This is a genomic window from Amycolatopsis sp. NPDC049868, assembly GCF_044461365.1.
Classification (GTDB): Bacteria; Actinomycetota; Actinomycetes; order Mycobacteriales; family Pseudonocardiaceae; genus Amycolatopsis.
On record NZ_JBITKV010000002.1, the window covers coordinates 685,131 to 709,995 of the forward strand.

Here is a 24,865-nt window from a genome sequence, read left to right on the forward strand (position 1 = left end):
TCGGGCAGACTGTCCCTCGAGAACGGCTTGACCATGCTCTGGAGGACGTTGTGGCGAAGGGCGATAACAAGAAGCGCGCGGGCATCGACCCCACGTGGCCCGGTGAAGACGGGGAGCACCCCGTCACCGAGCTCGCGTCCGATCGGCAGGGCGCCTTGTCCCCGTTCGGCGACGTGACCTTCCCCCTCGACACGGTGCCGTACGTGCACCCCGAGACCGAGATCAACCGGTAGAGGTTACTGGCCTGGCCTGCCGAGGGCGTCCAACGCCCGCACAGGCCCTCTCGCGCGCCTCTTTCGGGCCGAAGGCCCACGGGAACCCGATGAAGGGGCCGCCTCGCGCGAAGACGCGAGGCAGGTTCGAACCGCCCCTTCGGCGGGTTTCCGTAAGCGCGAGCTACTCGTCAGTCACCCCCTGCGAGGGTTCGTGGCGGTCGTCACGGGAGTAGGTTTTCGATCGACCTATTCGAGCTTTCCTCAGCGGGGGTAGTGCCATGCCGGTTCCCGGTCCCGGATATTCGATCACCGTCCGGGTGGAGGCCCCCGCGTCGTCCACCGCGGCGGGTGACCTGACGACCGCCGTCGGCCGGGTCGGCGGCGTGCTGACCGCGTTCGACGTCGTCGAGTCGCACCCCGAGTCGATCGTCGTCGACATCAGCGCCAACGCCCTGTCGGAGAACCACGCGCAGGACATCACGCAGACCCTGGACTCGCTGCCGGGCGTCCGCGTGCGCAAGGTCTCCGACCGGACGTTCCTGATCCACCTCGGTGGCAAGATCGAGGTCAGCCCCAAGGTCGCGCTCCGCAACCGTGACGACCTCTCCCGCGCGTACACGCCGGGTGTCGCCCGCGTCTGCCAGGCGATCGCGGCGAACCCCGAGGACGCGCGCCGCCTGACCATCAAGCGCAACACCGTCGCGGTGCTCACCGACGGTTCCGCGGTGCTGGGGCTGGGCAACATCGGCCCGGCCGCCGCGCTGCCGGTGATGGAGGGCAAGGCGGCGCTGTTCAAGAAATTCGCCGACGTCGACGCGTGGCCGGTCTGCCTGGACACCCAGGACACCGAAGAGATCATCATGATCGCGAAGGCGCTCGCACCGGTGTACGCGGGCATCAACCTCGAGGACATCGCCGCGCCGCGCTGCTTCGAAATCGAGAAGCGCCTGCGTGAGCAGCTCGACATCCCGGTCTTCCACGACGACCAGCACGGCACCGCGATCGTCGTGGTCGCCGCGCTGCGCAACGCCCTGCGCGTGGTCGGGAAGAACATCGAAGACTGCAAGATCGTCGTCAGCGGCGTCGGCGCGGCGGGCTCGGCGATCATCCGCCTGCTGCTGCGCAAGAACCCGGGCGACATCGTGGCCGCCGACATCGACGGCATCGTGCACTCCGCGCGCGGCAACCTCGACGAGAACCTGACGTGGATCGCCGAGCACACCAACTCCGAGCAGCAGGCGGGCACGCTGCACGAGGCGCTCGTCGGCGCCGACGTGTTCATCGGGGTCTCCGCGCCGAACCTGTTCGGGGCCGAGCAGGTCGCGACCATGAAGTCCGACGCCGTCGTGTTCGCGCTGGCCAACCCGGACCCGGAGATCGACCCGCTGGAGGCGCAGAAGCACGCCGCCGTGGTCGCCACCGGCCGCAGCGACTTCCCGAACCAGATCAACAACGTGCTCGCGTTCCCCGGTGTCTTCCGCGGCCTGCTCGACGCGCACGCGCACCACATCGACGACTCGATGCTCCTCGCGGCCGCCGACGCCATCGCGGACGTCGTGGACAACGGCAAGCTGAACGCTTCGTTCATCGTGCCGAGCGTGTTCGACAACGCCGTCGCCCCCGCGGTGGCCGATGCCGTCAAGAAGGCGGCAAAGGCCGTGAAGTCTGCCGAGCGCTGACGAAAACCCGCCGAAGGGGCGCCGTTCCGCTTGCAACTCAGGTTGAGAGCGGAGGGCGCCCCTTCATCGTGTTTCCGTGGGCCTTCGGCCCGAAAGAGGGCGCTCGGCGGTGAAGTCTCCGTCGGGCGCGAGGCGCCCTTGGGGAGACTCCGTTGCCGGGCGTGGTAGCAAAGGTCCCTTGCTCCATTCGGAGGGCTCGTCATCACTGAGACCGACCCCGAGGCCGACTTCAGGGTGACGACTCCGCCGATGGCCCGCTCATAGGCTCGACTTCGACCAAGAAGTCGATCATGACGGGGGTTGGGGATGAATCGCTCTGTCCTGAGCAGGATCGGGGCACTCACCGCCGCGGCGGTCACCATGGCGGTACTCGTACCGGTCACGGCGTCCGCCGCGGTTTCGGCTGTCAGCTGGGGGCCGTGTCCGGAGGACGCGGCCGCGCCCGGCGTGCAATGCGCCACCTTGAAGGTCCCGCTCGACTACCGGGACCCGGGCGGGAAGACGATCGACATCGCCGTTTCCAAGCTCGCCAGCACCAAACCGGCGAAGCGGCGCGGCATCATGCTCACCAACCCGGGTGGCCCCGGCGGGCCCGGGCTGACCATGCCCGCGGGGCTGCGGGCGGCGGGCATGCCGTCGAGTGTGCTCGACGCGTACGACATCATCGGCTTCGATCCGCGCGGGATCGGCCGCAGTACGCCGGTCACCTGCGACCTCAAGCCCGAGCAGCAGGTCAGCAACGTTCCGCCGTACGCGCGCGACGCCGCGGAGGTGGCGGAACGCGCGAAGTACGTCGAGGGCGTCGCGAAGCAGTGTGGCGATTCGAAGACGGCGGCGAACCTGCCGTACATCACCACGGCCAACACCGCCCGCGACATGGATCGCATCCGGGCGGCCCTTGGCGAGGAGAAGCTCTCGTATTACGGCGTCTCGTACGGCACGTACCTGGGCGCCGTGTATTCGACGCTGTTCCCGAGGCAGACCGATCGCGTCGTGCTCGACAGCGCGACCGGTCCGGGCGGGCTCGACACGACCGGGTCCCGTCGGCTGGCGGAGGGGTTCCAGGACCGCTTCCCGGACTTCGCGAAGTGGGCGGCGGCACGGCACGCGAGCTACGGGCTCGGCCGTACACCGCAGCAGGTGACGGCGAAGTTCTACGAACTCGTCGCCAAGCTCGACGGCGGCGCGGTCCCGGGTGTGGACGGCGCGGCGTTCCGCATGGGCACCTTCGGTTCGCTGTACTCGACCAGTACCTTCCCGACGCTGGCGCAGCAGTGGCAGGCGCTCGACACCGAAGGCGTCGTGAAGCAGGCCGCCCAGGCTCAGCAGATCGACGTGGCGCAGCTGCTGGCCGCGCAGCTGCACGTGGTGTGCAACGACGTGAACTGGCCGGAGAGCGTCGCGACCTACCAGCGCAACGTCGAGAAGGACCGGGTGAAGTATCCGATGTTCGGCGCCGCGGCGGCGAACATCTGGGCATGCGCCTACTGGCCGTCCGAGCCGATCGAGCCGCAGGTGCGGATCGGCGACCGGGGACCGTCGAACATCCTGGTGGTGCAGAACCTGCGTGACCCGGCCACCCCGCTGAGCGGGGCCAGGGAGATGCGGCGGGCGCTGGGCGACCGGGCGCGGATGGTGTCCGTCGACGACGGCGGGCACGGGGTCTGGCTGAGCTCGGAGAACGCTTGCGGCAACAACGCCGTCAACCAGTTCCTCGTGGAAGGCAAGCGTCCCGTGCGCGACACGGCCTGCGCCGCGGACAAGGGCGGGCTCTTCGCTTCGATGACCCCGGAGCAGCGGCAGGAACGGGAGAAGGCCCTCGACGAGGTTCGCTCGAAGCAGCGGATGTTCTGAATCTTCCGAGGTGAACCCGCGATCGCGATCGGCGTCGGCAGGCGCCGGCCGGTAATCCACCGCACGGTGGGCCGGCAGGGCGCCTGCCACCGCGATAGCGAGGCCTTCGGCCGAGCGGGTTCACGCGCGGGGTGCCTCGTCGAGCGGACCTCGGCTCCGCCAACAGGTACTGAGGACTAGCCTGCTGGGCGTGAGTGAACTCAGCCACGTCGACCATACGGGCGCCGCCCGTATGGTCGACGTTTCCGGCAAGACGCCCACCGCCCGCACCGCGCTGGCGGGCGGCACCGTGCACACCACGGCCGAGGTGCTCGGCCTGCTGGCGACGGATGGGCTCCCCAAGGGCGACGCGCTCGCGACCGCCCGGATCGCGGGCATCATGGGCGCGAAGAAGGTGCCCGAGCTGATCCCGCTCTGCCACCAGATCGCGTTGTCCGGGGTGAAGGTCGAGTTCACCCTCGGCGAGACCGCCGTGCACATCACCGCGACCGCGAAGACGAACGACCGGACCGGCGTCGAGATGGAGGCGCTGACCGCCGTCGCCGTCGCCGGGCTGACCCTGCACGACATGATCAAGGCCGTCGATCCGGCGGCGACCCTCGACGATGTCCGCCTGATCCGCAAGGACGGCGGCAAGACCGGGACCTGGGAGCGGCCGTGAACCGGGTCGCGAGGGTGATCGTGGCGTCGAACCGCGCCGCGAAGGGCGTCTACGAGGACACGACCGGCCCGGTCATCACGGACTGGCTCGCCGCACGGGGCTGGGAAGTGCCCGCGCCCGTCGTCGTCGAAGACGGGGAGCCGGTCGGCGAAGCCCTGCGTGCCGCCGTCGCGGCCGGGGTCCAGGTGATCGTGACGACCGGCGGCACCGGCATCTCGCCGACGGACCGCACCCCGGACGTCACCCGCGCCGTCCTCGACTACGAACTCCCCGGCGTCGCGGACGCGATCCGCGCCGCCGGACTGCCCAAGGTGCCCACGGCCGTGCTCTCGCGCGGCGTCGCCGGCGTCGCGGGCCGGACCCTCGTGGTGAACCTGCCCGGTTCACGCGGCGGGGTGAAGGACGGCCTGGGCGTACTGGACGGGATCCTCGACCACGCCGTCGACCAGCTGGCGGGCGGCGACCACCCACGGGAGGCACAGCAGTGAGCGTTCGGGTCGCACGGATCGCGGTGGTCGACGAGCCGCTTTCGGTCGAAGAACACGCCCGGCTGGTGGACGACGCGGCCGCGGGCGCCGTCGTCACGTTCGGCGGTGTCGTCCGGGACCACGACGGCGGGCGGTCGGTGGAGAGGCTCGCCTACGAAGGGCACCCCAGCGCCGCCGACGTGCTCGCGGAGGTCGTCAAGGACCTCTCGGGGAAATGGGAAGGCGTGCGGGCGGTCGCCGTCAGCCACCGGCTGGGCGCGCTGGCCATCGGGGACGTCGCGCTGGCGTGCGCCGTGGCGGCCGAGCACCGGGGGCAGGCCTTCGCCGCCTGCTCGGAGCTGGTCGACGAGGTCAAGGCGCGGCTGCCGGTGTGGAAGCACCAGCACTTCAGCGACGGCAGCGACGAATGGGTCAACTCGCCGTAGGGGGCTCGTTCGTGAGCCGGGCCCGTCAAGTGTCATGAAAGGGTCGTTCAGGACGTCTTTCGTCCTGAACGACCCTTTCATGACATCTGGAGGCGCGATCCGGCCCCGGACACGACAAAGCCCCACCGCCGGGGGAATGGCGCGGTGGGGCCTTGTCAGTCGCGACGTGGCCGCGCGGGAATCCCGCGGGCATCACGACTTACTGGTGCTCAAGAGCTCACTTGGTGGCGAGCTTCTGGCCGACGACGATGAAGTCGGCGTTCGGCACGTATTCCTTGTTCAGCTCCTGCAGCTTCTGGTAGCCGCCCTGGACGTTGAACTTGGAAGCGATCTTCGACAGCGTGTCGCCGGCCACGACGGTGTAGTCACCCGCCGGGTTCGAGTTGGCGACGTTCGCGGCCGGGGCCGGGGCCTGCTTCTGGACCGGCGCGGTCGACTTCTTCGGGGTCACCTTCTTGGTGGCCTTCGGGGCGCTCGACTTGGCCTTGGCGGGGCTGGCGGAGCCGCCCTTCTTGCCACAGTGCGGCCACGCGCCGATGCCCTGGCCCTGGAGGACGCGCTCGGCGACGGCGATCTGCTGCTCGCGCGACGCGTTGTGCGCGCTGCCGGTGCCGCCGTAGGCACGCCAGGTGCTCTGCGAGAACTGCAGACCACCGTAGTAGCCGTTACCGGTGTTGGTGCTCCAGTTGCCGCTGCTCTCGCACTGCGCGATGGCGTCCCAGTTGGTCGCCGACGCGGGGGTCGCGGCGATTGCGAGGGGAGCGCCGACCGCGACACCCGCAATGGCGACGCGGGCGATGTGACGGGTGGCGGCGGACATCTTGCGGTGCTTGCCTCGGTAAGACATGTGAATAGATCTCGCTCCCTGCGCCTACGAGTCGGTGCTGAGGGAAGACCCGCGGGTCTTGGCCGGCCGTCTCGGGCCGGCTGACTTCGCCTGACGCACGACGCGTCGGCTCGGTCCCCTCGTCCCTGTCCGGAAATGCTTTCGCTCGGGGTTGGGTCCGGGAATCCGTTGGACAGGGCTCGGCGCTACGGGTTCCCGGTGTTGCGTGGTCGGTCGGGGCCAACCGAAAAGCGACGGTACGTAACGAACGGCCGGGACGGAAATTATTCGAGCCGTGACCTACATCACAGTAACAGCACGCAACCCATAACGATTCGGCTGTTTGTGCAGGTCAGCGGGCCGTTATCTGGCCGTTTCCTGACCGAGATAATTCACAGATCGTGAGGCTTGCATCACGTGGATTAAGGGATGACTGGCCCATTCGTGCGCCTTCGCGCGCGAATGGGCCGCGCACTTTAGCGAGACCTCAAGAAGTTCGCCAGTCCCGGCAGGTCATCCGTATTCAGGTGGTCGACCCCGGCGGCGACCAGCTCTTTCCACAACGCGTCACGGCCTGGCCCGGCGGCGTCCGGTGTGGCCCAGAAGCGCACGCGCTGACCCGCCGCGTGGGCCCGCTTGACCAGGTCGTGCAGTTTCGCCCGCTCCTCGGCGGGGAAGGGGCCTACGCCGGTCCAGGTGAACAGCCCCGTCCAGGAGTCCGAGACCAGCGGGGTGACCCGGGGATCCGAGCCGATGCCGAGGTCGTTCTGATCCTTGATCCGGCCGTCGTAGAAGGCGAGCCGGAACTTCTGCCCGAGCATCACGTCCTTGGGGCGCCCGCCGGAGATCACCGCGGTGACGGCCCGCTTCTTCACGTGCCCGAACGCGTACAGAGAGAAGAGGAAGGAGTAGCGCGGGTCGTACAGCCGCTTCTCAAGCGCCGCGTAGGTGCTGTTCGCGTCGCCCTTGACGTCGATCAGCAGCTGGAACTCCGCACGCTGCCGGTAGACGCCGACGCCGTGGTTGGCCAGCACCCGCTTGCGCAGCGGCTCCAGGTAGAGCGACTCCAGGGTGCGGTCCGGGCGGGTGTCCGCGAGGTCGTGGGCGACCAGCAGCTGCCCGTCCACCAGGAAGATGTCGGCCTCGACACTGGTGAAGCCCTGGTCGAGCGCGTCCTGCAGCGGACGGGTGTGCTCGTAGTCGTTGTGGCTGTGCGCCTGCGGCAACGGCTTGACGCCACGTTCGTGGGCGGAGGCCGGCGCGGTCGCGAGGCTCGTGGCGGCGACCGCGGCCAGCAGCGCGGCGAGGATACGGCGGGGAGTGATCACTGGCGCATCCTCGGCTGCTTCGGCGACCGGACGGTGAACTCAAGACGGCGAGCAAGGGACCTTTGCTACCACTTTCGAGGTTCGCGCAGGTCAGCGGCAATGGTGCGACGGCGATCATGTCGCGAAAGTCCACTTTCGGGACATCTGACGTCGCTGTTGGTCTATTCGGTGGGGCTGAGGAGGTCTTCCTGTACTCGGCAAGGTGTGAAGGTCGAGTTTCCTCGGCTGAGCCGAGGGATGGGGGCCTTCACACGCCGTCGCTGTGACTACAGGGACTGGTGGTGTCGCTGCGGCTGCCGGGCCCGCGGATGACGATCACGTAATCCGTGAAGGCCTCCTTCCCTACTCTGAAGGTAGGGAAGGAGGCCTTCACGGACCTGCGACCAACTGATCACAATCAGACCGAACACGGCTCACCGAATAAACCACCAGCATCATCTGACGTCGCGAAAGTGGCTTTCGCGACACCTCGCCGGCAGGCGCAGGTCAGCGACGGGTCAGCCGCCGGCGAACGGGGGCAGGACGTCCAGTTCGGCCGCGTCGTTCAGCGGCCGCGTGAGATCCCGCACCGCGACGCCGTCCAGCAGATACGAGACCGCGTCGAGCAGCTTCGCCAGCTTCTCCGGGTGAAGCTCGCGAAGGTGGGCGACGGCGTCGGCGACGCGGGCGCCGTCCGGGAGGGTCACCTTCTCCTCTTCGACGCCGACGGCCGCACGGGCCGACGCGAAGTACCGCACCACGATGGTCACCATGTCAGCCGCCGATCGCGCTCATCGGCCGGATCGGCTGCGCGAACCCGGCCTCGTTGATCTCGTGTCCGGCGAGCTTGCCCCACATGGTCGCCCGCCAGGCGTCCGCCACCTCTTCTTCGCGCGCGCCCGCGCGCACGAGGGCGCGGAGGTCCGTCTCGTCGTTGCTGAACAGGCACGAGCGCACCGCGCCGTCCGCGGTCAGCCGGGTCCGCTCGCAGGCGCCGCAGAAGGGGCGCGTCACCGACGCGATCACGCCGACGTCGCCCGGTCCGCCGTCGACCAGCCAGCGTTCGGCGGGCGCCCCGCCACGCGCGGCGGGGAACGGCGACAGCGAGAACTCCTCGCCGAGCATGCCGAGGATCTCCTCGGCGGTGATCATGTCGGCCCGGTTCCAGCCGTGCTGCGCGTCCAGCGGCATCTGCTCGATGAACCGCAGGTGGTATCCCTCGGCGAGACAGAACTTCAGCAGCGGCACGGCCTGGTCTTCGTTCAGCCCGCGCATGAGCACCGCGTTGACCTTCACCGGGTCCAGCCCGGCTTCGCGCGCGGCGGCCATGCCGGCGAGCACGTGCGAAAGCCGGTCGCGGCGCGTGATCGTCTCGAACAGCGCGCGGTCGACGGTGTCCAGCGAGACGTTGATGCGGTCCAGACCGGCGTCAGCGAGCGACCTCGCGCGCTTCGCGAGCCCGATCCCGTTGGTGGTCATGGAAAGCCGCGGTCGCGGTTCGAGCGCCGCGACCCGCTCGACGATCTTCTCCAGCCCTTGGCGCAGCAGTGGTTCGCCGCCGGTGAGCCGGATGTCGGTGATCCCGAGCCGTTCGACCGCGATCCGCAGCAGCAGCACGAGTTCGTCGTCGGTCAGCACGTCCGCGCTCGGCATCCATTCCAGCCCTTCGGCGGGCATGCAATAGGTGCAGCGCAGATTGCACTTGTCGGTGAGCGACACCCGCAGGTCGGTCGCCACGCGGCCGAAAGTGTCGATCAGAGCGGGGTTGTCCGGCCTGGGCGCGCTGGGGCGACCGCGTGTACCGGGGACACGGGGAAACCCGAGATCGATCGCTGTCATTGTCACCAGACTAACCCCGAACCTGGCGAAAACCGACTGTCTAGAATTCGGCAGGCACCGAATCGGAAGGGTTTCCGGATGGCGAAATATCCGCTCTCGGCGGAGGAAATGGCCCGGTTCGCCCATCTCGGCAGGGAAAGCAGCACGCTGACCGTTCTCCGGCACGCGCGCATCGCCGAGCGGATGGGCCTGTCCGCCACCGACCACAAGGTGCTCGAACTCGCCGGGCAGGCGCCGGGACCGTTGACAGCGGGCAGGATCGCCGAGCTGACCGGGCTGTCGACGGGCGCTGTGACCGGCGTCATGGACAGGCTGGAGAAGGCGGGGCTCGCCCGCCGCGTCCGCGACACCGCCGACCGCCGGAAGGTTCTGATCGAGGTCGTTCCCGGTGCCATGGAGCGGTACGCGCCGCTCTTCGAATCCGCGTACACGAACATGAAGTCGGTGCTCGAACAGTTCTCTCCGGACGAGCGGAAAGTACTTGAGCGATTCCAGAGCGCGTTGCTCGATGGCCTCCGCGACGAACTCCCCGGCACTTCTTCGCGACCATAGCCATTCCGCATCTGCGGCAAGTAGTCTCCAGTCATGCCGCAATTTCGGTTATCCGAGGCCGCTCGTCTGCTCGGCGTCAGTGACGACACCGTCCGCCGCTGGGTACGAGCCGGCCAGCTGACCGCGTTCGACGATTCGGCGGGCCGCAAGGTCGTCGACGGCGCCGAGCTCGCCGCGTTCGCCAAGGCGCAGGCCGAACAGCCCGACGATCCGTCGAACGTCGGCCGCTCCGCGCGCAACCGCTTCGTCGGCCTCGTCACCGAGGTCGTCACGGACAAGGTGATGGCGCAGGTCGAGCTGCAATGCGGCCCGCATCGCGTGGTCTCCCTGATGAGCGCCGAAGCCGTCCGCGAACTCGGGCTGCGGCCGGGAGTGCTCGCGGTCGCCGTCGTCAAGGCGACCACCGTCGTGATCGAAACCCCGGAAGGAAGCCGATGAGGAGACTCGTCCCCGCCCTGCTCGTGCTGGCACTGGCCGCGACCGCCTGCGGTTCGGATCAGCCCGTCACCGCGACGGCCGAGTCGAGGACGCTGACCGTGTTCGCGGCGGCGTCGCTGACCGAGTCGTTCGGGACGCTGGGCAAGCGGTTCGAGGCGCAGAACTCCGGGGTGACCGTGAAGTTCAGCTTCGAGGGCTCTTCGGCGCTGGTCCAGAAGCTGACCCAAGGCGCCAAGGCGGACGTGTTCGCCTCCGCCGATCAGGCCAATATGGACAAGGCGGCGAAGGGCGACTTGCTCGACGGGCAGCCGTCGGTGTTCGCCACCAACCGGCTCGCGATCGCGGTCGGGAAGGGCAACCCGAAGGGCATCAAGGGCCTGGCCGACCTCGCGAAGGACGGGTTGACCGTGGTCGTCTGCGCGCCGCAGGTGCCGTGCGGGTCGGCGGCGAAGAAGGTCCAGCAGTCGTCCGGGGTCACGCTCAAACCCGCCAGCGAGGAGCAGGACGTCAAGTCGGTGCTCGCGAAGGTGCAGTCGGGCGACGCCGACGCCGGGCTCGTCTACGTCACCGATGCGACGTCGGCGGCCGCGAAGGTGGACAAAGTGGACTTCCCCGAGGCCGCGGGCGCGATCAACGACTATCCGATCGCGGTGGTGAAGGACGCCCCGCAGGCTCAGCTCGCCGGGCTGTTCAGGGGGTTCGTCCTCGGTGAGGAAGGGAAGAAGGAATTGGCGAAGGTCGGTTTTGGTACGCCGTGACCCCGCGCGGGGCGGGGTGCCCTGGATCCTCTGGCCGCCGGCGATCTGCGCGCTGGCGCTGGTGGTGCTGCCGGTCGTCGGCCTGCTGGTGCGTTCTGACCTGACGCGCTTCCCGAGCCTGATCACCTCGACGTCGTCGCTGAACGCCCTCAAGCTCTCGCTGGTCACCGCCGGACTGTCCACTGTGGCCTGTGTGCTGCTCGGTGTCCCGCTCGCCGTGGTGCTCGCGCGTTCGGGGGCGCGTGGTGTCCGCGTGCTGCGCGCGGTGGTGCTGCTGCCGCTGGTCCTGCCGCCGGTGGTCGGCGGGCTGGCGCTGCTGTACCTGCTGGGCCGCAAGGGTTTCCTCGGCATCCTGGTGACCACGCTGACCGGTGAGCAGGTGCCGTTCACCACGGCCGCGGTGGTCATCGCGCAGACGTTCGTCGCGATGCCGTTCCTGGTGGTCAGCCTCGAAGGAGCCCTCCGCGGCGCAGGTGACCGCTACGAACGGGTCGCTTCGACGCTGGGAGCCAAGCCGTGGACGGTGTTCCGCCGGGTCACGCTGCCGCTGCTGCTGCCCGCGCTCGGATCGGGCATCGTGCTCAGCTTCGCGCGGGCGCTGGGCGAGTTCGGCGCGACGATCACCTTCGCCGGCAGCCTCGAAGGGGTGACCCGGACCCTGCCGCTGGAGGTCTACACCCAGGCTGAGGTCGACGTCGACAGCGCCGTGGCACTCGCGTTGCTGCTCATCCTGGTCGCCGTCGCGGTGATCGCGCTCGCCCGGCCGCGCGCGCTCGAAGGAGTCCGGTCGTGACCCTATCGGCCGAGATCGCACTCCGGCGCGGCGAGTTCACCTTGGACGTCGGCTTCGAAGTCCCTGCCGGCGGGGTGCTCGCGCTGCTCGGCCCGAACGGGTCGGGGAAGTCCAGTGTGCTCGGCTGCCTCGCCGGTCTGCTCCGGCCGGACCGGGCACGGATCACGCTCGGCGGACGTGGCCTGGCCGGACTGCCGCCGCACGCGCGCGGGATCGGCCTGCTCTCCCAGGACGCCCTGCTCTTCCCCCATCTGTCCGCTTTGGACAACGTCGCCTTCGCGCCGCGCTCGACCGGAGCCGGGCGCGCCGAGGCGAAGCGGCGCGCGCGGGAGTGGCTGACCGAAGTGGACGCGCTCGACCTGGCCGGACGGCGGCCCGCGCAACTGTCCGGCGGGCAGGCTCAGCGGGTCGCGATCGCGCGGGCGCTGGCCGCCGAGCCGGGACTTCTGCTGCTCGACGAGCCCTTCGCCGCGCTGGACGTCGACGCGGCGCCCGCCATCCGAGGGCTGCTTCGACGGGTGTTGCGTTCCGGACCGCCGACCGTCCTGGTCACCCACGACCCGCTCGACGCGCTGGCGCTGGCCGATCACGTCGCCGTCCTCGACGGCGGCCGGATCGTCGAACGCGGCGAGACCCGCAAGGTCCTCTCCGCGCCGCGCACGGCGTTCACCGCGCGGATCGCCGGGCTGAACCTGGTGCCCGGCGTCGCCGTCGAAGGCGGTTTGCGCACGTCAGGCGGGCAGTTGGCCGGAATCCCGGCCGAGGACGTCGTCGAGGGCGAAGCGGCCGTCGCCGTCTTCGCGCCCAGCGCCGTCGCCGTGTACCTACGCGACGGCGAGCATCGGGGCAGCCCGCGCAACACCGTCGAGGGAATCGTCGAGGCGCTCGAACCACACGGGCCGGTGATCCGCGTCCGGGCCCGCGGTGACGACTGGGCGGCGGGTCTCGCCGCCGATCTCACCCCGGCCGCGGTCGCCGAGCTGGCGCTCGAACCCGGCACACCGGTCAATCTTTCGGTCAAGGCGGCGTCCGTGGCTGTTCACGCCGTCTCGGATCATTAGGGTGGGCGGTATGAACGAGCGCCGTTGGACATACCTCAGCGACATGGATGGCGTGCTGGTCCAGGAAGAGCACCTCGTACCCGGCGCGGACGAGTTCCTCAAGGAGCTGCGCGCCAACGACATCGGCTTCCTGGTGCTGACCAACAACTCGATCTACACCCCGCGTGACCTGCGGGCGAGGCTCGAGCGGACCGGTCTCGACATCCCCGAGGAGGCCATCTGGACCTCCGCGCTGGCGACCGCGAAGTTCCTCGCGTCGCAGCGTCCGAACGGCTCGGCGTTCGTGATCGGCGAGGCAGGCCTGACCACGGCACTGCACGAGGTCGGCTACGTGCTGACCGAACGCGACCCGGACTACGTCGTCCTCGGCGAGACGCGCACGTACAGCTTCAGCGCGATAACCCGCGCGATCCGGCTGATCGAGGGCGGCGCGAAGTTCATCGCCACCAACCCCGACGCCACCGGCCCGAGCATGGAGGGCTCGATGCCCGCCACCGGTTCGGTCGCCGCGCTGATCGAGAAGGCGACCGGCCGCTCGCCGTACTACGTCGGCAAGCCGAACCCGCTGATGATGCGCTCCGCGCTGCGGCGGCTCGGCGCGCATTCGGAGTCGACGCTGATGATCGGCGACCGGATGGACACCGACGTCCACTCGGGAATCGAGGCCGGATTGCAGACGATTCTCGTGCTCACCGGCATCTCCACGCGGGAGAGCGCGGAGCACTACCCGTACCGGCCGACCAAGATCATCGACTCGATCGCCGATCTGGTCGGGCGCACCGGCGACCCGTTCGGCGAAGGCTGAGCGGCACGGTCGCATGCGGAGGGCTTATCGTCAGACGATGCACGACGATCAGCCCACGTCCCCGACCTATGTGGTCGGTGACGTGCACGGACACCGGGACGAGCTGGCCGAGGCGCTCCGGGAGAAGGGGCTGCTCGACTCCGACGACGATTGGGCCGGTGGCGAAGCGACCCTGTGGTTCCTCGGAGACTTCGTCGACCGGGGGCCGGACGGCGTCGGCGTCATCGACCTGGTGATGCGGCTGGAACGCCAGGCCGCGACGGCGGGCGGGCACTGCGGGACGCTGCTGGGCAACCACGAGATCCTGCTGCTCGGGATGTACCACTTCGGCGACACGGAGGTGCCGTCCGACTTCGGGCCGCGGAGCTTCGCCCGCAGCTGGGAGATCAACGGCGGGCTGCTCGAAGACCAGGACAGGCTCACCCCGCAGCATATCGAATGGCTGACTTCGCGCCCGATGCTGACGCTGGCCGCGGACCACCTGCTGATGCATTCGGACACGCTCGAGTACCTCGGCTGGGGCGACGACATCGACGGGATCAACGCGTGTGGCCGCGAGATCCTCGAAGGCAGCGACATCGAGGCCTGGTGGGACGTGTGGCGGCGGATGACCACGCGTTACGCCTTCCGCGGCCCGGAAGGCGCCGACGTCGCGCAACAGCTCATGGACCGGCTCGGCGGCGAGCGGATCGTGCACGGGCACAGCGTCATCGCGGACCAGCTGGGAATCCACCCCGCGCAGATCGAGGGACCGTATCTCTACGCGGGCGGGAAGGCGCTGGGGATCGACGGCGGGTTGTTCGTCGGCGGCCCCTGCCTGATCATCCCGCTGCCGTGGGAACCCGAGGACTGAGCCGTCACGGAAGCTCGACGATCTCCTTGCCCAGCGGCATCAGCGAGACCGGGATCATCTTGAAGTTCGCCACGCCCAGCGGGATCCCGATGATCGTGACGCACAGCGCCACCCCGGTCAGCACATGCCCGATGGCGAGCCAAAGCCCGGCGAAGATGAACCAGATGACGTTGCCGATCGTCGACGCGGCCCCGGCGTCCCGCCGGTCCACCACGGTGCGGCCGAACGGCCAGAGCGCGTACGCCGCGATCCGGAACGACGCCAGCCCGAACGGGATGGTGACGATCAGGATGCAGCAGATGACGCCGGCGACGATGTAGCCGAGCGCCATCCACAAGCCGCACAGCACGAGCCAGATGACGTTCAGGATCAGGCGCATCAGACGTGCAACTCCCCGCTGGCCACGGTGACCGCCTGCCCCGAAAGCAGGACGCGGTCGCCTTCGAGACTCATCCGCACGATGCCGCCGCGGGCCGAGGCCTGTTCGCCGACCAGCTTGTCGCGGCCGAGCCGGGCGGCCCAGTACGGCGCGAGGACACAGTGCGCGGAACCGGTGACCGGGTCTTCGTCGATGCCGACGCCCGGCGCGAAGAACCGGGTGACGAAGTCGATCCCGTCCACGTCACCCGGGGCGGTGACCATCAGCCGCCCGTTCCAGTGCGCGCGCAGCGCGGCCAGATCCGGGGCGAGCGAGCGCACCACGGAAGCGTCGTCCACCACCGCGAACAGGTTGTGCTTGCTGCGCCCGACGTACTCGAACTCCAGGCCCGGCAGGATCGAGGACAGGTCGTCGTCCGACTCGCGGGGCGGATCGGCCGGGAAGTCCATCGACACCCAGCTGTCCTCGGCTCGGCAGCGCAACTCGCCGCTTCTCGTCGTGAAGGTCTGCTCGCCGCCGAGGACGTGTGTGGTCGCCAGCGTCGCGTGCCCGCACAGATCGACCTCGGTCTCCGGCGTGAACCAGCGAAGCGACTTCGGCCCTTCGCCACCGACCTCGACGAAGGCTGTCTCGGCGTGCTTCAACTCGGCGGCGACGGACTGCATCCAGCCCGCGTCGCCCGGGGAGTCCAGCAGCACCACACCGGCGGAGTTACCGGCGAAGGCTTCGGAGGTGAAGGCGTCGACGATGTAGAGGCGCATGCCCTCGACGATATCGGCCACCGCCGGAGCGGGCCTCCGGGTTTCCCCCGAGGTGGTCTCCACTTGCAGGTGGCCGCCGTCACGCCGCGTTCCTAGACTCGACGCGTCGATGCCGCCGAACGCAGGAGTCTCCATGCCCGACGCCCCCGCAGTACCGAGCTACGCATCGGGAATCTCGGCCACCCCGCTGCTGGGGGACACCATCGGCGACAACTTCGACCGCACCGTCGCCGCCTTCGGTGACCGGGACGCGCTCGTCGACCGCGCGGCCGGGAAACGCTGGACCTACACCGAACTCGCGGCCGAAGTGGACGCGCTCGCGCTGGGCCTGCTCGACCTCGGGATCGCCAAGGGCGACCGCGTCGGCATCTGGTCGCCGAACCGCTGGGAGTGGACCTGCGTCCAGTACGCCACCGCGAAGATCGGCGCGATCCTGGTCAACATCAACCCGGCGTACCGCTCGCACGAACTCGAATACGTGCTGAACCAGGCCGGGATCAAGCTCATCGTGGCCGCGAACTCGTTCAAGACCTCGGACTACGCGGGCATGATCGCCGAAGCGGGACCGAAATGCCCGGCGCTGGAACACGTCGTGCTGCTCGACGGCCCGGAGTGGCCGTCGCTGCTGGAGACCGGCCGCGAAGCCGGCCGCGCGCCGCTGGTGAAGCGGCAGGCCGAACTCTCCGCGGACGACCCGATCAACATCCAGTACACCTCCGGCACCACGGGTTTCCCCAAGGGGGCCACGCTCAGCCACCACAACATCCTCAACAACGGCTACTTCGTCGGCGAACTCTGCAACTACACCGAAGCCGACAAGATCTGCATCCCCGTGCCCTTCTATCACTGCTTCGGCATGGTGATGGGCAATCTCGCGGCGACGAGCCACGGCGCCTGCATGGTCATCCCGGCGCCCGCGTTCGAGCCGAAGGCCACCCTCGAAGCCGTCGCGGCCGAGAAATGCACGTCCCTGTACGGGGTTCCGACGATGTTCATCGCCGAACTGGCCGACCCGGACTTCGCCTCCCACGACCTGTCCTCACTGCGCACCGGGATCATGGCGGGCTCGCCGTGCCCGGTCGAGGTGATGAAGCAGGTCATCGACCGGATGGGCATGACGGAGGTGTCGATCTGCTACGGCATGACCGAGACGTCGCCGGTTTCGACGCAGACCCGGGCGCACGATTCGGTGGAGCGGCGGGTGTCGACGGTCGGGCGGGTCGGTCCGCATCTGGAGGTCAAGGTCGTCGATCCGGAGACCGGGCTGACCGTGCCACGCGGCGAACCGGGCGAGCTCTGCACCCGCGGCTACTCGGTGATGCTGGGTTACTGGGAACAGGCCGACAAGACGGCCGAGGCGATCGACGCGGCGCGGTGGATGCACACCGGCGACCTCGCGATCATGGACGCCGACGGGTACGTCAACATCACCGGCCGGATCAAGGACATGGTCATCCGCGGCGGTGAGAACCTGTACCCGCGCGAGATCGAGGAGTTCCTCTACACCCATCCGGACATCCTCGACGCGCAGGTGATCGGCGTCCCGGACGAGAAGTACGGCGAGGAACTCATGGCCTGGGTCCGCATGCGCGAGGGCGCGGAGCCGCTGACGGCCGAAGCGGTGCGAGAGTTCTGCGAGGGCAAGCTGGCGCGCTACAAGATCCCGCGCTACGTCCATGTCGTAGAGGAGTTCCCGATGACGGTGACCGGCAAGGTGCGCAAGGTCGAGATGCGGGCGGAGTCGATCAGCATCCTCGGGCTGGAGAAGGCTGCGGCGACCGAACACGCCTGACCGCCGTTTCGGAGGCCTGCTCGCTTCGGATGGGCCTCCCGCGCGGTGTGATCGTTCACAGCTTCCGTACGCATGGGACTCCGCCACGACGGGCAGCCTGCGATCAGGACGGTGACAGCGTCCCGAACAGAAATCCCGCAACCGTAAGGAAAAGGGGAATTCTCATGCGTACGATTCGCCGCACATTGATCGCCTCGGCACTGGCGTTGCCACTGACCATCGGAGCCGCGGGCATCGCCTCGGCGGACACCTACGGCAGCACAGCGGCTGGGCCGGCCAGGACGGTGCCGGGTCCAGTGAGACCCACTCCAGCACCGACGGCGGAGGCGACCAGGGCGTGGTGAGCGGCACCCTCGGCGCGATCGGGCTCTGAGCGTAAGGAGCTGAAAGGGCCCTTCACCGCGTCAGACGTGGTGAAGGGCCCTTTCAGCCCAAGCTGACACTTCGAGGCAACCTGTCACAACGTTGCCGCGTGTTCCCTTCGCGGCGGACCCGAACCGCCGCGAAGGGGAGAAGGTCATGACACTCAAGCGAAGCAGAAGAGTTCTCGCTCTGGCCGGCTCGCTGGTGGTCCTGCCACTGATACTGCCCGGCGTGGCGGCCGCCACCGCGACCGTCCCGATCGATCTGGGCACGCTGCCGGGGGACCAGTACAGCGAGGTCAACGCGATCAACGACGACGGCGTCATGGTCGGTTCGTCGACACCGCTGGAAGGTCAGATCAAGTACCACGCGGCGAAATGGGACGCGCGGGGCCGGATCTCCGCGTTGCCCGGTCTCGGCGGCGAGCAGAGCAAGGCGACGGACGTCAACCGCGGTGGGGTCGCGGTCGGCTGGGCCCACAAGGACGCGAACTGGAACCAAGCGGCGGTCAAGTGGGCATCCGACGGCACGGTGACCGCCTTGCCGTACCTGCCCGGCGGGGACTACGCGACCGCGAACGCGATCACCGACGGCGGGGTGATCGTCGGCGCCGGGCGCGCGGCGGACGGGACGATGCACGCGGTCCGGTGGAATCCGGATGGCAAGGTGGTGGACCTCGGCGGGCTGCCGGGCGGCGCCTACGCGAACGCGGAATGGATCACCCCGGACGGCAGGACCGTCGCCGGAACGGCGTCCGACGCCGCCGGGAACAACCACGTCGTGCGCTGGAATCTCGCCGGTGCGATCACCGATCTTTCCCCGGGAAATCCGTACAGCACCGCGGAGGACATGAACGATTTCGGCGTGATCGTCGGAAGCGCCGACGTGAACGGCAACCCGAAACCCGTGCGGTGGGAGCGTGACGGGCGGATGACCTGGCTCGACTGGCCGGAACGGGACCCGGGCTGGGCGCGCGCGGTGAACAACGCCGGTGTCGCGGCCGGCGGCGGCTATCTGGTGTTCGGCACGGAAAGCCCGGTCAAGTGGAACCGTGCGGGGATCCGCACGACGCTTTCGACCGCGCGCGGACTGGGTTACGACGTCGACCGGGCCGGGACGGTCGTGGGCCTGGAGAACAACATCGCGACGAAGTGGTCGGCGAACGGCACTCCGACGGTTCTCGGCGCGTTGCCAGGTGGTTCCTACAGCGTCGCCACCCACATCACCGCGAACGGGACGATCGCCGGCTTGTCCGACAACGAAAACGGCCGTAGCCACGCCGTGTACTGGCCCGCCGGATAACGCGCGTGAAGGCCCCCTTCCCTCGGCTCAGCCGAGGGAAGGGGGCCTTCACGCGCGATCAGGCCGCGGAGTTGGCGGCAGCCGCGGCGATCGCCTTCGCGTCTTCCTCGCCGAAGGTCTCTTCGAGGTTTTCCGGCGAGTAGTCGAGGTCGATCTGCTCCGGCGGCATCCCGCGCGCGGACTCGATCGCGCCGAGACGCCGCTGCGCCCGGTCGGCCGCGTACTGGATGATCTCCTCCGGATCGTTGTCGAACGGGATCTCCTCGAACTGGTCCTGCACCCACTGGATCATGCCCAGCGCGTGGGGAAGCAGTTCGCCCATCCGTTGCTGCACCGCGTCCCACAGCGAATCGTCCGCGGCGACGTGACGGCGGCAGGTGAAGGTGCCCCACGCCATGTGGCGGCGTTCGTCGTCGCCGATACGGCGCACCAGTTCCTGCATGCCCGGCAGGATGTCGTGCTGCGTGCAGATCAGCTGCCACGAGTAGTACCCGGTCAGCGCGAGACTGCCCTCGATGACGTGGTTGTAGGTGACGCTCGCGCGGATCTGGTTGAGCGGGCTGGGATCGTCTTCCAGCGCGCGCAGGGACTGTGGCAGCTCTTCGTAGAAAAGCTTGCGGTAGTGGGGATTCTCCGCGACGTACGGGTGCAGGTCCTCGGTCAGCCCGACGGCGTCCATCCAGCGCCGGAACACCTCGGTGTGCTTGGCCTCTTCGAAACAGAACTGCGTCAGGTACATCTCGTCGCCGAAGCGGCCGGTCGCGGACATCGCCCGCATGAACGGCTGGATGTCTTCGGTGACCGCCTCTTCCCCCGCGATGAACTGCGCCACCAGATAGGTCGTCGACCGCTGCTGTTCCGGGTTGAGGGTTTCCCAGCCCTCGCGTTCGCGGGAGAAGTCGATGTCGGCCGGGTTCCAGAACTTCTTGTTCCCCTTGACGAACAGCCGCAGCGGGAACGAGTCCCAGTTCAGTCCGCCCTTGCGCAGTGAGGAAAACCCGGTCCGCAGCTCGGAGAGCGTGTCGGTCATGACGTACCCCTTCGTGTCACTCCATTGTGGACGAATCGGTGGTCAGCGCCCGTATCGCGGGTGCCAGCACGGCGACGACCGCCGCCGCCGCCTCGTCGGCCGAATGCGTCGGCATGACGAGATGGGACAGGGAAAGCCGGACGACGGTCTCCGCCAGCAGCGTGGCGGATTCCGGGGAGAGCGACGGCTCGAACTCGCGGTACTGCCCGGCCGCGACCTCGGTGGCCGCGGTCAGGATCGGTTCGCCCTTGGTGGTGAGCAGGGGAAGCAGGTCCTCGCCCGCTTCGGTGCCCAGCGTGGTGGCGACGAGCCGGTTCTCGCGGGCGTGCTCGATCGTGTACACGACCGCCTCACGGATCCCGTCGCGCAGGTCCGGCGCGTCCTGGACGCGCAGGCGGATGCCTTCCAGGAACTCCGAAGTCGTCCGGAGGACCACGGCTTCGGCGAGCGTGCCCTTGTTGCCGAACTCGTTGTAGACGGTCTGCCTGCTCACGCCGGCGCGAGCGGCGACGTCCGCCATCCGCAGGGCCGTGTAGCCGTGTTCGGTGAGCAGCTCGGTGGCCGCGTCGAGCAGCGCCTCCCGCAGGGAGGCCTTGGTCCGATCGGAGAAGCTCGTGATCTCGCCCACACCGCTAGCTTGACACAGATCACGTCCATGTCAAAGAAGTTGACGAGCGCCGATCCGATGTAAATCGGTCGGTGGTGACGGCTACCGTGATCGTGTGGGCATCACCGTGGGGTTCGACCTCGACATGACATTGATCGATCCGCGGCCGGGCATGGTCGCGGTGATGAACGCGCTCGGCGTGGAATCCGGCCTGCCGCTGGACGGCGAATACTTCGCGGCCAACCTCGGCCCGCCACTCGACGCCAGCCTGCGCGGTTTCGGCGCGCCGGAGGAGCGCATCCCGGAGCTGGTGGCACGCTTCCGCGCGATGTACCCGGAGACGGTCGTGCCGGTGACGGTCGCGCTGCCCGGGGCGGCCGAAGCACTGCACGCGGTTCGCGCGGCGGGCGGGCGCACCGTCGTCGTCACCGGCAAATACGGGCCCAACGCGAAACTTCACCTGGACGCGCTCGGTCTGGAGGTCGACGTCCTGGTCGGGGAGCTGTGGTCGACCGAGAAGGCCGCCGCGCTCACCGAGCACGGCGCCCGCGTCTACGTCGGGGATCACGTCGGCGACATCCGCGGCGCGCTGGCGGCGGATGCGGTCCCGGTCGGGGTCACGACGGGCCCGTGCACCAAGGAAGAGCTGCTCGCGGAAGGAGCCGACGTGGTGTTCGACTCGCTGACCGAGTTCCCCGGCTGGTTCAGCTCTTTCGGCGAGCCTCGCGAATCAGGGCGATCAGGCCGAGGGCGAGCCCCAGCGGAGTGATCACGCCCGCCGCGGCGGACAGCCACACCGGCAGGTTTTCGAGTCCGGCGGCGAACATGACGAAAACCGCTGTGACGGCGATCATGCCCAGCGCGAACAGGCCGATGCCGACGCGCATGAGGATCGGTTTGCCGGGCTTTTCGGGGACGGCCACAGCGGCCTCCTTTACTGCGGTCTCCATGAAGGAGAGGGTATCCGCCGGTATCCGCTTCTCCACAGGGCCTGTGGCGAGATACGCTTATGGGACGCGCGCCCTGGGTACGCCCCCGGGCGCGTTCGTTGTGAGCGGGACAGCAAAGGATTGGTGAGGGAAGTGCCGACCGGCAAGGTCAAGTGGTACGACGCGGAGAAGGGTTTCGGTTTCGTCACCCAGGATGGGGGCGCCGACGTCTACATCCGCAAAGCCGCGCTGCCGCAGGGCGTCGAAGGGCTCAAGGCGGGCCAGCGCCTCGAGTTCGGTGTCGCCGACGGCCGCCGCGGCCCGCAAGCGCTCTCCGTCCGGCTGCTGGATCCGCCGCCCTCGGTCGCCGAGGCGCGCCGTCGCCCCGCCGAAGAGCTGCACGGGCTCATCGAGGACATGATCAAGCTGCTCGAGCTCAAGGTGCAGCCGGATCTGCGGCGCAACCGCTACCCGGACCGCAAGAACACCAAGCAGATCGCCGAGATCATGCGCGCCGTCGCGCGGGACCTCGATCCCTGATCGGCGGCCCCACCCTCGTAGCGCGCTATGAACGGTCCGTTCCTTGCAAATTTCGCAAGGAACGGACCGTTCATGGCACGTGAGGGGAGGAGCTCAGGCGGCCGGCGGCTCGACCTGCAGCGACCAGATCGCCGTCGTGACCGCCTCGGCGTCCTCAGGCCGTCCGGTCTGGCTGATCACCGAAGCCTGCGCGACCTCGACGACGAGGATCTGGTCGTCGGGCCGGGGTGTCGTCACGGTGTAGGCGAACCGGTCCAGCGACGTGATGATGTCCTGCTTGAGCTCCTGCGGCTCGCCCTTGCCGTTCACGTACTGCACCGTGACCTTCCACGGCGTTTCCGCGATCGCGCTCGGCACCGAGATCTGCACGGGCTTCCCCGGCCGGATCCGCAGCTTGCCCGCGGCGTCGGGCCTGGTGGTGCACTGGTTGCTCTTGATGTCGCACGCGGCCAGCGGGGAGACGTTCACCGTCTTGCCGTCGGCGAAGAAGGTCACCTCTTCGGGGCCGGGGGCCGCGCAACCGGCCACCACGAAACCACCCGCCGCGAGCAGGGCCAAAATACGAAGTCGCCGCATACGGTGAAGATTACGAGCCCGGCCGCCACCGGGAGTCACCGGGCTGCGAGGGGATCGGCGATTCGCTGGTCGGCTCCGGGCGCAGCGGCCGGTCGCCGCCGAGTCCCGGGATCAGCGAAGTCCCGCGCCGGACCATGAACGTCTGCGTGAACCCGACGGCCAGCAGGATCGACAGCACCAGGAAGCCGATCCAGTACGTCGGTGGCAGCAGCAGGCCGACAGCGCCGCCGAAACACCAGGACATCTGCAGTACGGTCTCCGACCGCCCGAACGCCGAAGCGCGCGACTCTTCCGGCAGATCCTCCTGGATCACGGCGTCGAGGCTGATCTTCGCCAGCGCGCTCGCGGTCGCGCCGACGAGCGCGACGATCGCCGCCGTCGCCAGCCCGGCCGCCACGGTGGCGATGATCGCGATGCCGAGACAGGCTCCGACACAGGCCAGGATCACCTGATCCGGTTTGCCGAAGTGCAGCCGCGAACCCAGCGCGTTGCCGAGGAAACCGCCGACGCCCGCCGCGGCGCCGATGATGCCGAGCAGCAGCAACTGGTCGAACGGGCTCTGCCCGCTGCCTTCGGCCTGCGCCTTCACGGCGAACGCGGAGAACATCATCAGGAACCCGGTCAGCACGCGGACGGTGCCGTTGCCCCACAGCGAGACGACGATCTGCCGCCCCATCGGCTGCCGCTGCTTCTTGACCCGCCGCTCGGGATGCGCGGACAGCGACGCGGGTACCTCGCCCTCGGTCTTCTCGACCCAGGACGGGATGCGCATCGACTGCACCGCGGCCGCGACGCAGATCAGCATGGTGAACCACAGCGCGCCCTGTGAACCCCAGATCGCGTTGACCCCGCTCGCCAGCGCGCCGAACACGCCGGCCGCGACGAGGCCGAACACGGTCAGCCGCGCGTTGGTCTTGGACAGCGTGATCTCGGGCGGCAGCACCCGTGGTGTCACCGCGGCCTTGAGCACGGTGAACGACTTCGAGAGCACCATCATGCCCAGCGCCGCCGGGTACAGGAGCCAGTCGTCGAAATGCAGCGCCATCACGATCGCCATCAGCGCCTGTCCCGCCGAGGACACGCACATCGCGAGCCGCCGTCCGCGCTGGATCTTGTCCAGCGCCGGGCCGATCACGGGCGCGACCAGCGCGAACGGGGCGATCGTGATGAGCAGGTAGAGCGCGACCTTGCCCTTGCTCTCCCCGCTGGTGGCGGCGAAGAACAGGGTGTTCGCCAGCGCGATCGCCATCGCGGCGTCGCTGGCGTAGTTCAGCATCACCGCGTACGTCAGCGAAGTGAGACCCGACTTGTCGGCGCCGTCCGCCTTCGTCGCGCGCTGGAAGGCGCCGACGGCCTGCCCGGTGAGCTGACGGCTGCGCATCGCCGCGACCCGGGTGACCGTGATCTTCTTCGGCATCCTCGGCAGGGAGCCCGCGCGGGGCGGGGCCGCGGTCGTCGGGTGCTCGTGCGGCGGCTCCTCGGCGTAGCGCGGCTCGCCCGCGTAACCGCCGGTGTCGTAGTGCTCGTACTCGCCGCTTCCCGGCGGGTGTTCGTCGTAGAACCCGCCCGGACGACGCCGGACGGGTTCGGTCTGACGCTGCGAAGGATCGGGCGGGTACGGCCGCGCGCCACGGGGAGGAGTCCTCGGCGGAGGGGGCGGCGGTGGCTGCTGGTGTCCCATCGGGATCGCGCTGGTGCGCGCTTCGTCGGCGGTGGGCCCGGCCGGATGCGGCTGGTACTGGGGCTGGTGCGGCGGCTGCGGGCGGGCCGCGCGCGGCGGCACCGGCTGCTGGTCGACCCTGGTCGGCGGCGGTGCGGACCAGCTGCGCGCCTGGGCGGCGCCGGGCTCCGGCGTCCACTTCCGCTTGCTCTTGCGGCCGCGCTCCTTGCCCGACCGGCCGGAACGCGTGCCGTCGGGTCCAGAGTTCGAGCCGAAGATTCCCACGGTTCAATCCTGCCTTACGCGGGACTCGCTTCGCGCGTTCACCACTGCTTTCTCCATCCATGCCCCCGCCGCCACCCTCAAAGGAGA

27 protein-coding genes and 1 pseudogene are annotated in these 24,865 nt (G+C 69.1%); 17 read left to right on the top strand and 11 right to left on the bottom strand.

Annotated features, from left to right (window positions below; translation table 11 throughout):
* Window positions 1–50 precede the first annotated feature (50 nt).
* The 5 genes and pseudogenes from ACIBTM_RS11420 to ACIBTM_RS11440 all read left to right on the top strand — a co-directional run bounded on the left by ACIBTM_RS11420 (window position 51) and on the right by ACIBTM_RS11440 (window position 5,322).
* Window positions 51–233 carry a hypothetical protein gene (locus tag ACIBTM_RS11420; protein ID WP_016337576.1) on the top strand — a complete coding sequence of 61 codons (183 nt, stop codon included), beginning with the start codon at window positions 51–53 and terminating at the stop codon, window positions 231–233.
* Between the two features lie 260 nt (window positions 234–493).
* Window positions 494–1,894, top strand: a complete 1,401-nt coding sequence (locus tag ACIBTM_RS11425; RefSeq protein ID WP_395876388.1) for an NAD-dependent malic enzyme — start codon at window positions 494–496, stop codon at window positions 1,892–1,894.
* A gap of 306 nt (window positions 1,895–2,200) precedes the next feature.
* Window positions 2,201–3,748: an alpha/beta hydrolase gene (locus ACIBTM_RS11430; RefSeq protein WP_395876389.1), complete on the top strand. Its 1,548-nt coding sequence runs from the start codon at window positions 2,201–2,203 to the stop codon at window positions 3,746–3,748.
* 190 nt (window positions 3,749–3,938) lie between these two features.
* On the top strand, window positions 3,939–4,409 hold the full coding sequence (gene moaC / locus ACIBTM_RS11435) for a cyclic pyranopterin monophosphate synthase MoaC (protein ID WP_395876390.1): 471 nt from the start codon (window positions 3,939–3,941) through the stop codon (window positions 4,407–4,409).
* Window positions 4,406–5,322: pseudogene (locus tag ACIBTM_RS11440) on the top strand (molybdenum cofactor biosynthesis protein MoaE). Before moaC ends, ACIBTM_RS11440 begins: the two are co-directional and overlap by 4 nt.
* Before the next feature lie 217 nt (window positions 5,323–5,539).
* On the opposite strand, the gene ACIBTM_RS11445 reads toward ACIBTM_RS11440, so the two are convergent.
* The 4 genes from ACIBTM_RS11445 to moaA form a co-directional block, all read right to left on the bottom strand.
* Complete coding sequence (locus ACIBTM_RS11445) at window positions 5,540–6,169, bottom strand: transglycosylase family protein (RefSeq protein WP_395876391.1); 630 nt, start codon at window positions 6,167–6,169, stop codon at window positions 5,540–5,542.
* A gap of 455 nt (window positions 6,170–6,624) precedes the next feature.
* Window positions 6,625–7,476, bottom strand: a complete 852-nt coding sequence (locus ACIBTM_RS11450) for a phosphatidylinositol-specific phospholipase C/glycerophosphodiester phosphodiesterase family protein (protein ID WP_395876392.1) — start codon at window positions 7,474–7,476, stop codon at window positions 6,625–6,627.
* Window positions 7,477–7,973: 497 nt separating this feature from the next.
* Window positions 7,974–8,228: a MoaD/ThiS family protein gene (locus ACIBTM_RS11455; protein WP_395876393.1), complete on the bottom strand. Its 255-nt coding sequence runs from the start codon at window positions 8,226–8,228 to the stop codon at window positions 7,974–7,976.
* Between the two features lies 1 nt (window position 8,229).
* Complete coding sequence (moaA, locus tag ACIBTM_RS11460; RefSeq protein ID WP_395876394.1) at window positions 8,230–9,294, bottom strand: GTP 3',8-cyclase MoaA; 1,065 nt, start codon at window positions 9,292–9,294, stop codon at window positions 8,230–8,232.
* A gap of 78 nt (window positions 9,295–9,372) precedes the next feature.
* On the opposite strand from moaA, the gene ACIBTM_RS11465 reads away from it, so the two are divergent.
* Genes ACIBTM_RS11465 through ACIBTM_RS11495 form a run of 7 tightly spaced genes read left to right on the top strand, consistent with a single transcriptional unit; the run spans window position 9,373 to window position 14,554 of the window.
* The gene (locus ACIBTM_RS11465) at window positions 9,373–9,846 is read left to right on the top strand and encodes a MarR family winged helix-turn-helix transcriptional regulator (RefSeq protein WP_395876395.1); all 474 of its coding nucleotides are present in this window, start codon (window positions 9,373–9,375) and stop codon (window positions 9,844–9,846) included.
* A 33-nt stretch (window positions 9,847–9,879) separates the two neighbouring features.
* A complete protein-coding gene (locus ACIBTM_RS11470; protein ID WP_395876396.1) occupies window positions 9,880–10,284 on the top strand; it encodes a molybdopterin-binding protein in 405 nt (134 codons plus the stop codon).
* Complete coding sequence (modA, locus tag ACIBTM_RS11475; protein ID WP_395876397.1) at window positions 10,281–11,042, top strand: molybdate ABC transporter substrate-binding protein; 762 nt, start codon at window positions 10,281–10,283, stop codon at window positions 11,040–11,042. Before ACIBTM_RS11470 ends, modA begins: the two co-directional genes overlap by 4 nt.
* Before the next feature lie 16 nt (window positions 11,043–11,058).
* Complete coding sequence (locus ACIBTM_RS11480; protein ID WP_395876398.1) at window positions 11,059–11,835, top strand: ABC transporter permease; 777 nt, start codon at window positions 11,059–11,061, stop codon at window positions 11,833–11,835.
* Window positions 11,832–12,896, top strand: coding sequence for a sulfate/molybdate ABC transporter ATP-binding protein (locus ACIBTM_RS11485; protein WP_395876400.1), 1,065 nt, complete (start codon window positions 11,832–11,834; stop codon window positions 12,894–12,896). Before ACIBTM_RS11480 ends, ACIBTM_RS11485 begins: the two co-directional genes overlap by 4 nt.
* 10 nt (window positions 12,897–12,906) lie before the next feature.
* On the top strand, window positions 12,907–13,701 hold the full coding sequence (locus ACIBTM_RS11490) for an HAD-IIA family hydrolase (RefSeq protein ID WP_034308369.1): 795 nt from the start codon (window positions 12,907–12,909) through the stop codon (window positions 13,699–13,701).
* Window positions 13,702–13,738: 37 nt separating this feature from the next.
* Window positions 13,739–14,554, top strand: coding sequence for a metallophosphoesterase family protein (locus ACIBTM_RS11495; protein WP_395876401.1), 816 nt, complete (start codon window positions 13,739–13,741; stop codon window positions 14,552–14,554).
* Between the two features lie 4 nt (window positions 14,555–14,558).
* Here ACIBTM_RS11495 and ACIBTM_RS11500 read toward each other — a convergent pair whose 3' ends face one another.
* Together ACIBTM_RS11500 and ACIBTM_RS11505 are read right to left on the bottom strand one after the other, a co-directional pair.
* Window positions 14,559–14,933, bottom strand: a complete 375-nt coding sequence (locus tag ACIBTM_RS11500; RefSeq protein WP_007033375.1) for a YccF domain-containing protein — start codon at window positions 14,931–14,933, stop codon at window positions 14,559–14,561.
* Window positions 14,933–15,694 carry a PhzF family phenazine biosynthesis protein gene (locus ACIBTM_RS11505; protein ID WP_395876785.1) on the bottom strand — a complete coding sequence of 254 codons (762 nt, stop codon included), beginning with the start codon at window positions 15,692–15,694 and terminating at the stop codon, window positions 14,933–14,935. Before ACIBTM_RS11505 ends, ACIBTM_RS11500 begins: the two co-directional genes overlap by 1 nt.
* 133 nt (window positions 15,695–15,827) lie before the next feature.
* Between ACIBTM_RS11505 and ACIBTM_RS11510 the strand changes: the two genes are divergently transcribed.
* The 3 genes from ACIBTM_RS11510 (at window position 15,828) to ACIBTM_RS11520 (ending at window position 19,151) form a co-directional block, all read left to right on the top strand.
* The gene (locus ACIBTM_RS11510; protein WP_395876402.1) at window positions 15,828–17,486 is read left to right on the top strand and encodes an AMP-binding protein; all 1,659 of its coding nucleotides are present in this window, start codon (window positions 15,828–15,830) and stop codon (window positions 17,484–17,486) included.
* Window positions 17,487–17,650: 164 nt separating this feature from the next.
* A complete protein-coding gene (locus ACIBTM_RS11515) occupies window positions 17,651–17,830 on the top strand; it encodes a hypothetical protein (protein WP_395876403.1) in 180 nt (59 codons plus the stop codon).
* A gap of 175 nt (window positions 17,831–18,005) precedes the next feature.
* Window positions 18,006–19,151: a hypothetical protein gene (locus ACIBTM_RS11520; RefSeq protein WP_395876404.1), complete on the top strand. Its 1,146-nt coding sequence runs from the start codon at window positions 18,006–18,008 to the stop codon at window positions 19,149–19,151.
* Between the two features lie 58 nt (window positions 19,152–19,209).
* Here the strand turns inward: ACIBTM_RS11520 and ACIBTM_RS11525 are convergent, their stop codons facing one another.
* Together ACIBTM_RS11525 and ACIBTM_RS11530 are read right to left on the bottom strand one after the other, a co-directional pair.
* Window positions 19,210–20,181: a R2-like ligand-binding oxidase gene (locus tag ACIBTM_RS11525; protein ID WP_395876405.1), complete on the bottom strand. Its 972-nt coding sequence runs from the start codon at window positions 20,179–20,181 to the stop codon at window positions 19,210–19,212.
* A 16-nt stretch (window positions 20,182–20,197) separates the two neighbouring features.
* Window positions 20,198–20,809, bottom strand: coding sequence for a TetR/AcrR family transcriptional regulator (locus tag ACIBTM_RS11530; RefSeq protein WP_395876406.1), 612 nt, complete (start codon window positions 20,807–20,809; stop codon window positions 20,198–20,200).
* 94 nt (window positions 20,810–20,903) lie between these two features.
* Here ACIBTM_RS11530 and ACIBTM_RS11535 point away from each other — a divergent pair, with 94 nt between their 5' ends.
* On the top strand, window positions 20,904–21,557 hold the full coding sequence (locus tag ACIBTM_RS11535) for an HAD family hydrolase (protein ID WP_395876407.1): 654 nt from the start codon (window positions 20,904–20,906) through the stop codon (window positions 21,555–21,557).
* Here ACIBTM_RS11535 and ACIBTM_RS11540 read toward each other — a convergent pair.
* Complete coding sequence (locus ACIBTM_RS11540; protein ID WP_051972318.1) at window positions 21,493–21,738, bottom strand: hypothetical protein; 246 nt, start codon at window positions 21,736–21,738, stop codon at window positions 21,493–21,495. The genes ACIBTM_RS11535 and ACIBTM_RS11540 overlap by 65 nt on opposite strands.
* Before the next feature lie 132 nt (window positions 21,739–21,870).
* Between ACIBTM_RS11540 and ACIBTM_RS11545 the strand changes: the two genes are divergently transcribed.
* Complete coding sequence (locus tag ACIBTM_RS11545; RefSeq protein ID WP_016337551.1) at window positions 21,871–22,257, top strand: cold-shock protein; 387 nt, start codon at window positions 21,871–21,873, stop codon at window positions 22,255–22,257.
* Window positions 22,258–22,350: 93 nt separating this feature from the next.
* Here ACIBTM_RS11545 and ACIBTM_RS11550 read toward each other — a convergent pair whose 3' ends face one another.
* Together ACIBTM_RS11550 and ACIBTM_RS11555 are read right to left on the bottom strand one after the other, a co-directional pair.
* The gene (locus tag ACIBTM_RS11550) at window positions 22,351–22,833 is read right to left on the bottom strand and encodes a DUF2771 family protein (RefSeq protein WP_395876408.1); all 483 of its coding nucleotides are present in this window, start codon (window positions 22,831–22,833) and stop codon (window positions 22,351–22,353) included.
* A gap of 10 nt (window positions 22,834–22,843) precedes the next feature.
* Window positions 22,844–24,778, bottom strand: a complete 1,935-nt coding sequence (locus ACIBTM_RS11555) for an MFS transporter (RefSeq protein WP_395876410.1) — start codon at window positions 24,776–24,778, stop codon at window positions 22,844–22,846.
* Window positions 24,779–24,865 lie beyond the last annotated feature (87 nt).